The organism is Pseudonocardia sp. 73-21 (assembly GCF_001899645.1).
Classification (GTDB): Bacteria; Actinomycetota; Actinomycetes; order Mycobacteriales; family Pseudonocardiaceae; genus Pseudonocardia.
Window position 1 is genome coordinate 1 of the sequence record NZ_MKVV01000062.1, and the last position, 7,661, is coordinate 7,661.

At 75.3% G+C, this 7,661-nt stretch carries 7 protein-coding genes; 5 read left to right on the forward strand and 2 right to left on the reverse strand.

The window, feature by feature from the left end:
- Positions 1-67: 67 nt before the first annotated feature.
- Positions 68-1,333: a serine/threonine-protein kinase gene (locus BGP03_RS20450; protein ID WP_296372024.1), complete on the reverse strand. Its 1,266-nt coding sequence runs from the start codon at positions 1,331-1,333 to the stop codon at positions 68-70.
- A 186-nt stretch (positions 1,334-1,519) separates the two neighbouring features.
- Between BGP03_RS20450 and BGP03_RS20455 the strand changes: the two genes are divergently transcribed.
- From BGP03_RS20455 to BGP03_RS20475, 5 genes are all read left to right on the forward strand, one after another.
- Positions 1,520-1,951, forward strand: coding sequence for an Lsr2 family protein (locus BGP03_RS20455; RefSeq protein WP_298799155.1), 432 nt, complete (start codon positions 1,520-1,522; stop codon positions 1,949-1,951).
- A 111-nt stretch (positions 1,952-2,062) separates the two neighbouring features.
- Positions 2,063-3,028 carry a TIGR03557 family F420-dependent LLM class oxidoreductase gene (locus BGP03_RS20460; RefSeq protein WP_296372020.1) on the forward strand — a complete coding sequence of 322 codons (966 nt, stop codon included), beginning with the start codon at positions 2,063-2,065 and terminating at the stop codon, positions 3,026-3,028.
- 156 nt (positions 3,029-3,184) lie between these two features.
- Positions 3,185-3,619, forward strand: a complete 435-nt coding sequence (locus BGP03_RS20465) for an ATP-binding protein (protein WP_296372018.1) — start codon at positions 3,185-3,187, stop codon at positions 3,617-3,619.
- 97 nt (positions 3,620-3,716) lie between these two features.
- Positions 3,717-4,490, forward strand: coding sequence for an FAD binding domain-containing protein (locus BGP03_RS20470; protein ID WP_298799156.1), 774 nt, complete (start codon positions 3,717-3,719; stop codon positions 4,488-4,490).
- 55 nt (positions 4,491-4,545) lie between these two features.
- Positions 4,546-7,173 (forward strand): molybdopterin cofactor-binding domain-containing protein, encoded by a 2,628-nt coding sequence (locus BGP03_RS20475; RefSeq protein ID WP_363094155.1) that lies wholly within the window; start codon positions 4,546-4,548, stop codon positions 7,171-7,173.
- A 35-nt stretch (positions 7,174-7,208) separates the two neighbouring features.
- On the opposite strand, the gene BGP03_RS20480 is transcribed toward BGP03_RS20475, so the two are convergent.
- Positions 7,209-7,661 (reverse strand): L,D-transpeptidase (locus BGP03_RS20480; RefSeq protein ID WP_299737079.1); only part of this gene is annotated, 453 nt, incomplete at its 5' end.

Genomic DNA, 7,661 nt, shown 5'->3' on the forward strand with positions numbered 1-7,661 from the left:
CCCACCGATCCTCCCAGCCCCGACCGTCCCGGCCAGGACCGACACGACCGGCTTTTTCAGGAGCGTCCTAGTCCTTCTTCCCGCGGCCCTGGCCCTTCGCGGCGCCCTTGCCCGTGTTCTTGGCACCGCCCCACCCGTTCCCGGGCTGCTCCGCCCCGGGGCCGCTGGGCCCGGGGCGGTCGGCGACCGGTGGCGTCGGGGAGTCCGGACCTGCGGCGCTCCGGACGGGGACGGCCACCGCGACGTCCCGTGGTGTGCCGGTGCCGGGCGGGGTGCCGGGGGCCGCGACCGGTGCGACCGGCGCCGCCGGCCCGGCCACCGCCGTGGGAGCGGCAGGGAGCGCCGACGGCTCCACCGGGCCGGGGGAGTCCTGCCGGGTGACGGCCGTCGCCGGGCCGGGGGACCCCGTCAGGTCGACCAGTCCGGACACGGTGGCGGCGAGCAGGAGGGTCGCGGCCGCGGCGCTGATCCAGACCCCGGTCCGGTGCCCGGGCGCGGCCGGCACCGGGATCTCCCGCGTGTGGCCGGACGCCGGTCCCAGACGCGCGGCCACGGCGGCCGCGGTGGGGCGCTGCGCAGGATCCTGTGCGGTCATCGCGGCCAGGAGCCCGCCGAGCGGTTCCGGCAGGCCCTCGGGCACGGCCGGATCGCGGTGCAGGCGGGCGACGGCGGACTCGACGACCCCGCCGGGGTACTCGCGTCGCCCGGTCACCGCCTCGAGCAGGACCAGCCCGAGCGAGTAGATGTCGGCCGGACGGCCGACCAGCTGGCCGCGGACCTGTTCCGGGGCCATGAAGGCGGGGGTGCCGACCGTCATCCCGGTGGCCGTGACCCGGGTGGTGTCGACGAGCCGGGAGATGCCGAAGTCGGTCAGGTACGGCGAGTGGCTCGCGTCGAGCAGGACGTTGGAGGGCTTGATGTCGCGGTGCACGACACCACGGTCGTGCACGTGGGCGAGCGCGTCCGCCAGCCGGGCACCGAGGGCGATCACGTCGGCGACCGGCAGCGGACCGTCGAGGAACCGTGCGGACAGCGACGGGCCGTCGACGAGCTGCATGACGAGGTACATCCGGTCGCCGTCGACCCCGGACTCGTGGACCGCGACGAGCCCGGGGTGGTCCACCTCCGTCAGCACGGCGGCCACCGAGCGCTGGCCCTGCAGCCCGTCCGCCCCGGCCACGCCGGGGTTGAAGATCTTGACGGCGACCTCGTGGCCCGACCCGCGGTGGACGGCCCGGTGCACCGTGGCGGTGCCCCCGACGCCGATGACGTCACCCAGGACGTAGCGTTCCCCGAGCGGCGACGGCGACCGGATGTCCGCGCGAGCACCCATCCGGACGCCTCCCTCTCTGTCGTCTTCTCGGGGGTGGGTGCCCGAACCGGCCGCCCCCGAAGCGTCGGACGCGAGATTTTTTCCCCGACCGGTGACCTCGCGCCCGCAGTGCCGCGAGTGGCCGATGCCCGTGGAAGTACCCTCGTCCCGGCAGTTCCGCACGCACTCCCGGATCGTGGTGTCTCGATGGCTCAGCAGGTGGACGTCTCGTTCGTCGACGATCTCGACGGGAGAGAGGCCGAGGGCACGGTGTCGTTCGCGCTCGACGGCGCGACCTACGAGATCGACCTCTCGGCCCGGAACGGGGCCCGCCTCCGCGAGATCCTCGCGCCGTTCGTGTCCGCCGGGCGCAGGACCGGAGGGGCCGCCCGCGCGCCGCGCCGGGCGTCCGGGGCGTCGGACCGTGCGCGGAACCAGGCCGTCCGGGAGTGGGCCCAGACCCAGGGGCTCGGCGTCTCGACGCGCGGCCGGCTCCCGTCGGAGGTGGTGGCGGCCTACGAGGCCCGGAACGCCGCGCCGGTGGCGGAGCCGGTGTCTGCGGCGGCGCCCGAGCCGGTCGAGCGGCCACGGCGGAGGTCGACGGTCCAGCAGCCGACGTTCTCGAGCGCCCCCGGCTGATCCCGGGCCGGCCCCGTCGGCCGGGGCACGGACGGGGGGCGCCGGCACCGTGCCCGGGCCGGTTCCCGACCGGGCCGTTTCCGCCGCCCGCGGGCGGGTACCGCCTCCGGCATGCAGATCGGATACAAGCTCGCCAGCGAGGCGTTCGGGCCCAACGAGATCATCCGGCAGGCCGTGCGGGCCGAGCGGGCCGGATTCGACTTCGTCGAGATGAGCGACCACTTCCATCCCTGGCTCGACAACCAGGGCCACAGCTCCTTCACCTGGACGGTGCTCGGCGCGATCGCCGCACGGACCGAGCGGATCGGGCTGGTCACGGGCGTGACGTGCCCGACCATCCGCTACCACCCGGCGATCATCGCCCAGGCCGCGGCGACCCTCGCGCTGGTCTCCGACGGCCGGTTCACCCTGGGCGTCGGGTCGGGGGAGCGGCTCAACGAGCACGTCGTCGGGCGCGGGTTCCCGGCCGTGCACGCTCGCCACGAGATGTTCCGCGAGGCGCTGGAGATCATCCGGCTGCTGTGGGAGGGCGGCTACCGGTCCTACGAGGGCAAGCACCTGCAGCTGGAGGACGCGCAGGTGTTCGACCTGCCGGAGCGACCGCCGGAGATCGCGGTGGCCGGTGGCGGTCCCGCGGCGGTGCGGATCGCCGCGGAGCTGGGCGACGCCCTGTTCGCCACCGAGCCCGACGCGGATCTGCTGGCGCGGTACCGGGAGGCGGGCGGCACGGGGGCCGGCTACGCCGAGGCCCCGCTGGCCTGGGCGCCGGACGTCGAGTCCGCGGCGAAGGCGGCGCTGTCGACGAACCGGTGGGGGCTCACGGGCTGGAAGGTCATGAGCGAGCTGCCCAACCCCGTCAACTTCGAGGCCGCCACCACCACCGTCCGCGAGGAGGACATGGTCGCGCAGTTCGCCTGCGGCCCGGACGTGGAGCGGCACGTCGAGGTCGTGAAGCAGTTCACCGACGCCGGCTTCGACCGCATCGTGCTCATGAACGCCGGGCCCGACCCCGACGGGTTCCTCGACTTCTTCGAGGGCACCCTCGCCGGGCGGGTGCGCGCCCTCACTCCCGCCTGACCCCGGCGAGGGTGAGCACCCGGCCGACGGCACCGCCCGGCAGCGTCCGCAGCGGCAGTCCTGTGGGTCCCCGCCGCCGCGCCGACTCGCGCACGGAAAACCGCCGGCCCGATGGCGGAGTTCGCGCGGCAGGTCCGGGACCGTCATTGTGGGGGGGTGTCGGAAAGGTCGGGGTTCTTCAGCATCCGGTTCAGCGCGGATCCGGTCCAGCTCGTCTTCTTCCGGGCCGGGCTGGACCGGTGGCTGCGTGAGCTGGAATGGCCGGAGGCCGAACGGGTGGACATGCTGCTCGCGGTCAGCGAGGCGTCGGGCAACGCCGTGGACCACGCCTACCTGGGCGGTGACGCCGGCGAGGTGGAGGTGACGGGCCGCCTCGTCGTCGGGGCCACCGAGCGGCGCATCGTGGTGGTCGTGCGGGACCACGGCCGGTGGCGGGCCGACCACGGCGGGGACGGCTTCGGGTTCACCACGGTGCGCGCCTGCACGGCGCGCCTGCGGATCCGGCACGACGACGACGGCACGGTGGTGACGATGAACAGCAGGCCGGTGCCGCTGGTGACGGGCGGGGTCAGCGGTTGCGCAGGATGTTGACGCCGAGGTAGCCGGCCCGGGCGGCCAGTCCGACCGGCGCGGTCATATCGGCCGCAACATCGGCCTGCTTCACTGTCCCGGGACGGACGGAGGACGCGTGGATCTGCACACCGTGGAGCAGTGGGTCGACGCCCGTACCGTCGACGCCTGGCGGCCGGGCGACGCGTGGCTCGCCGGCGGCACGGCGCTGTTCTCCGCCCCCGGTGTGCACCTGCGCCGCCTCCGCGACCTGGGCGGGACGGGCTGGGAGCCGCTCGTCGAGGACCCCGACGGGCGGCTGGAGATCGCCGCCACCTGCACCGTCGCCCGGCTCGCCGCCCATCCGGTGGCGCTGTTCGGGCAGTGCTGCCGCGCGTTCCTGGCGTCGTTCACGATCTGGAACATGGCCACGGTCGGTGGCAACCTCTGCGCCGCGCTGCCCGCCGGGCCGATGATCGCGCTGACCACCGCGCTCGACGGCGGGTGCCTGCTGCTCGCACCCGACGGTGCGGCGCGCACCCTCCCGGTCACCGCGTTCGTCGTCGGCGACGGCCGGACCGCGCTGCGGGAGGGGGAGCTGCTGCGCTCGGTCACCGTGGGGCCGCTGCCGGCCCGCACCGCGTTCCGGCAGGCCTCGCTGTCCACCCTGGGGCGCTCGGCGGCGCTGCTGATCGGGACCCGGGACGCCGACGGCGCGATGACGCTGACGATCACCGCCGCCACGCCCCGGCCCCACCGGCTGAGGTTCGCCGTCCCGCCCACGGCCGGGGAGCTCCGGGAGGCCGTCGAGGACGAGGTGGAGCACTGGTTCGACGACCTGCACGGCCACCCGGCCTGGCGCCGGCACCTGACCTTCCGGTTCGCCGAGCAGATCAGGGAGGAGCTCTCGTGACGTTCTCCGTCGAGGTCAACGGCGTCGAGCACACCACCGAGCCCCGCCCCGGCCAGTGCCTGCGCACCTACCTGCGCGAACGCGGCTGCTTCGGGGTGAAGAAGGGCTGCGACTCCGGCGACTGCGGCGCGTGCACCGTGCACGTCGACGGCGTCCCCGTGCACAGCTGCCTCTACCCGGCGGTCCGGGCCGGCGGGCACGCGGTCACCACCGTGGAGGGCCTCGCCACCGCCGGGGAGCTGCACCCGGTCCAGCAGCGGTTCCTCGACGCCCAGGGCTTCCAGTGCGGCTTCTGCACCGCCGGGTTCGTCATGACGACGGCGGCGCTCGACGAGGCCCAGCTCGCCGACCTGCCCCAGGCGCTCAAGGGCAACCTGTGCCGCTGCACCGGCTACCGGGCCATCTCCGACGCCGTCCGCGGTGTCACCACCGTCGAGACGGCGTGCCCGGGACGGGCGGTCGGGGCGAGCGTGGCGGCCCCCGCCGGCCCGCAGGTCGTCACCGGCACCGCCCGCTACACGCTCGACGTCGACGTGCCGGGTGTGCTGCACATGAAGCTGCTGCGCTCGCCGCACGCGCACGCCCGGGTCGTCGCGATCGACACCGCCGACGCGCTGGCCCTGCCCGGGGTGCAGGCCGTGTTCACCCACGAGGACGCGCCGCGGCGCCGGTTCTCCAGCGGCCGGCACGAGAACCCGGCGGACGACCCGGCCGACACCCGCGTGCTCGACGACGTCGTGCGCCACGTCGGGCAGCGCGTCGCCGCCGTGGTGGCCGACACCGAGGCCGCCGCGGAGGAGGGCTGCCGCCGGGTCCGGGTGACCTACGAGGTGCGGCCCGCCGTCACCGATCCCGAGGAGGCCCTGCGCCCCGGCGCGCCGCTGGTGCAGGCGACGGGCAACGTGGTGGGGGAGGTGCACGGGGAGGTCGGCGACGTCGAGGCCGGGTTCGCGGCGGCCGCCGCCGTGTACGAGCGGACGTTCCACACCCCGCGCGTGCAGCACGCCAGCCTCGAGACGCACGGTGCGGTCGGCTGGCTGGAGGCCGACGACTCGCTGGTGGTGCGCACCAGCACCAGGTCCCGTTCCTCACCCGCCGCGCGCTGTGCGACCTGTTCGACCTGCCCGCCGAGTCGGTGCGGGTGGTGGCGGGCCGCGTCGGGGGCGGGTTCGGCGGCAAGCAGGAGATGCTCGTCGAGGACGTGGTCACGCTCGCCGTGCTGCAACTGCGCCGGCCGGTGCGCCTGGAGTTCACCCGCGCCGAGCAGTTCGTCGGTGCCACCACGCGGCACCCGTTCACCGTGCGCGTGAAGGTCGGGGCCCGGGCCGACGGCACCCTCACGGCGATCCAGGTGCGCGCGGTGTCCGACACCGGCGCGTACGGCAACCACGGCCCGGCCGTGATGTTCCACGCGGTCGCCGAGTCGCTCGCCGTGTACACCTGCCCGCACAAGAAGGTCGACGGGTTCGCCGTCCACACCCACACCGTGCCGTCGGGCGCGTTCCGCGGCTACGGCCTCGGCCAGGTCACGTTCGCGGTGGAGTCGGCGATCGACGAGCTGGCCCGCACGCTCGGGCTCGACCCCCTCGCCGTGCGCGAGCGCAACATCCTGCGCTCCGGCGACCCCGTGGTCGCGCCGGCCGGCCACGACGACGACCTGCACGTCGCCAGCTACGGCCTCGACCAGTGCCTCGACGTGGTCCGGGCCGCGGCGGCCGAACCCGCGGGTCCGGTGCCGGAGGGGTGGCTGGTGGGGTCGGGCAGCGCGCTGTCGATGATCGCGACGGGCCCGCCCGGCGGCCACACCGCCGACGTGGTGGCCCGGCTGCTGCCCGACGGGGCGATCGAGGTCGCCGTCGGCACGACCGAGTTCGGCAACGGCACCACCACCGTGCACCGCCAGATCGCCGCCGACGCCCTCGGCACGCGGCCCGACCGGATCACCGTGCGCCAGTCCGACACCGACCTCGTCGGCCACGACACCGGCGCGTTCGGCTCCACCGGCACGGTCGTCGCGGGCAAGGCGACGCTGCGGGCCGCGCACGCGCTGGCCGGGAGCCTGCGGATGCTCGCCGCCCAGTACCTCGGCGTCGACGCGCGCGAGTGCGTGCTCGTCGTCGACGCCGTGCAGGCCGGGGACCGCCAGATCCTGCTCAAGGAGCTGCACCAGCGGGCCGGCCGCGACGTCGTCGCGCACGGCACGTTCGGCGGCACGCCCCGGTCGGTGGCCTTCAACGTCCAGTGGTTCCGGGTGGCCGTCGACCCCGGGACGGGGGAGATCCGGATCCTGCGCAGCGTGCACGCCGCCGACGCCGGCCGCGTGCTCAACCCGATGCAGTGCCGCGGGCAGGTCGAGGGCGGCGTCGCCCAGGCGCTGGGTGCGGCCCAGTTCGAGCAGGTGCGCCTCGACGCCGACGGCCGGGTCACCACCACCGCGTTCCGCGAGTACCGGCTGCCCGCGTTCGCCGACGTGCCCCCCACCGAGGTGCACTTCGTCGACACCACCGACGCGATCGGGCCACTGGGGGCCAAGTCGATGAGCGAGAGCCCGTTCAACCCGGTGGCGCCCGCGCTGGCCAACGCGGTGCGCGACGCCACCGGCGTCCGGTTCACCGACCTGCCGTTGGCCCGGGACACCGTCTGGCTGGCGCTCGACGCGCGGCGGGGGTCGCAGGCCGGATAGTGGGGTCCCGGGGAACGTAGTGGATCACCGACGGCTCACGCGGTCCTGCGCGCGGCCTCCTCCTGTGAGGCCCGCACGACCTGGACCTGGTCGCCGATCTGCAGGTCGTCGAACCAGGCCTCGGCGTCGGCGGGCGCCAGGTGGATGCAGCCGGCCGACGACCGGGACGGGCTGCCGCTGTGGAAGGCGATGCCGCCGTCCTGGAAGAAGACCGCCCAGGGCATCGGCGCCGGCCGGCCGTCCGCCAGCCGGGACTCCTGGCTGAGGTGGTCCTTGTCCTTGCGGTACACCCGCAGCGAGTGCCCGATCGGGGTCTCCTCGCCGTTGCCGCCGGACGCGATCTTCACGGGGCCGCGGGTGATCTTCCCGTCGTGCAGCAGCCAGGCCCGCTGGGTGTCGAGGTCGACGCACGACCGCGCCGAGATCGAGCAGGGCGTGCCGGCCGCGAGCGGCTCGGCGTGGGCGGCCGCGGCGGCGGGCGACTCGGG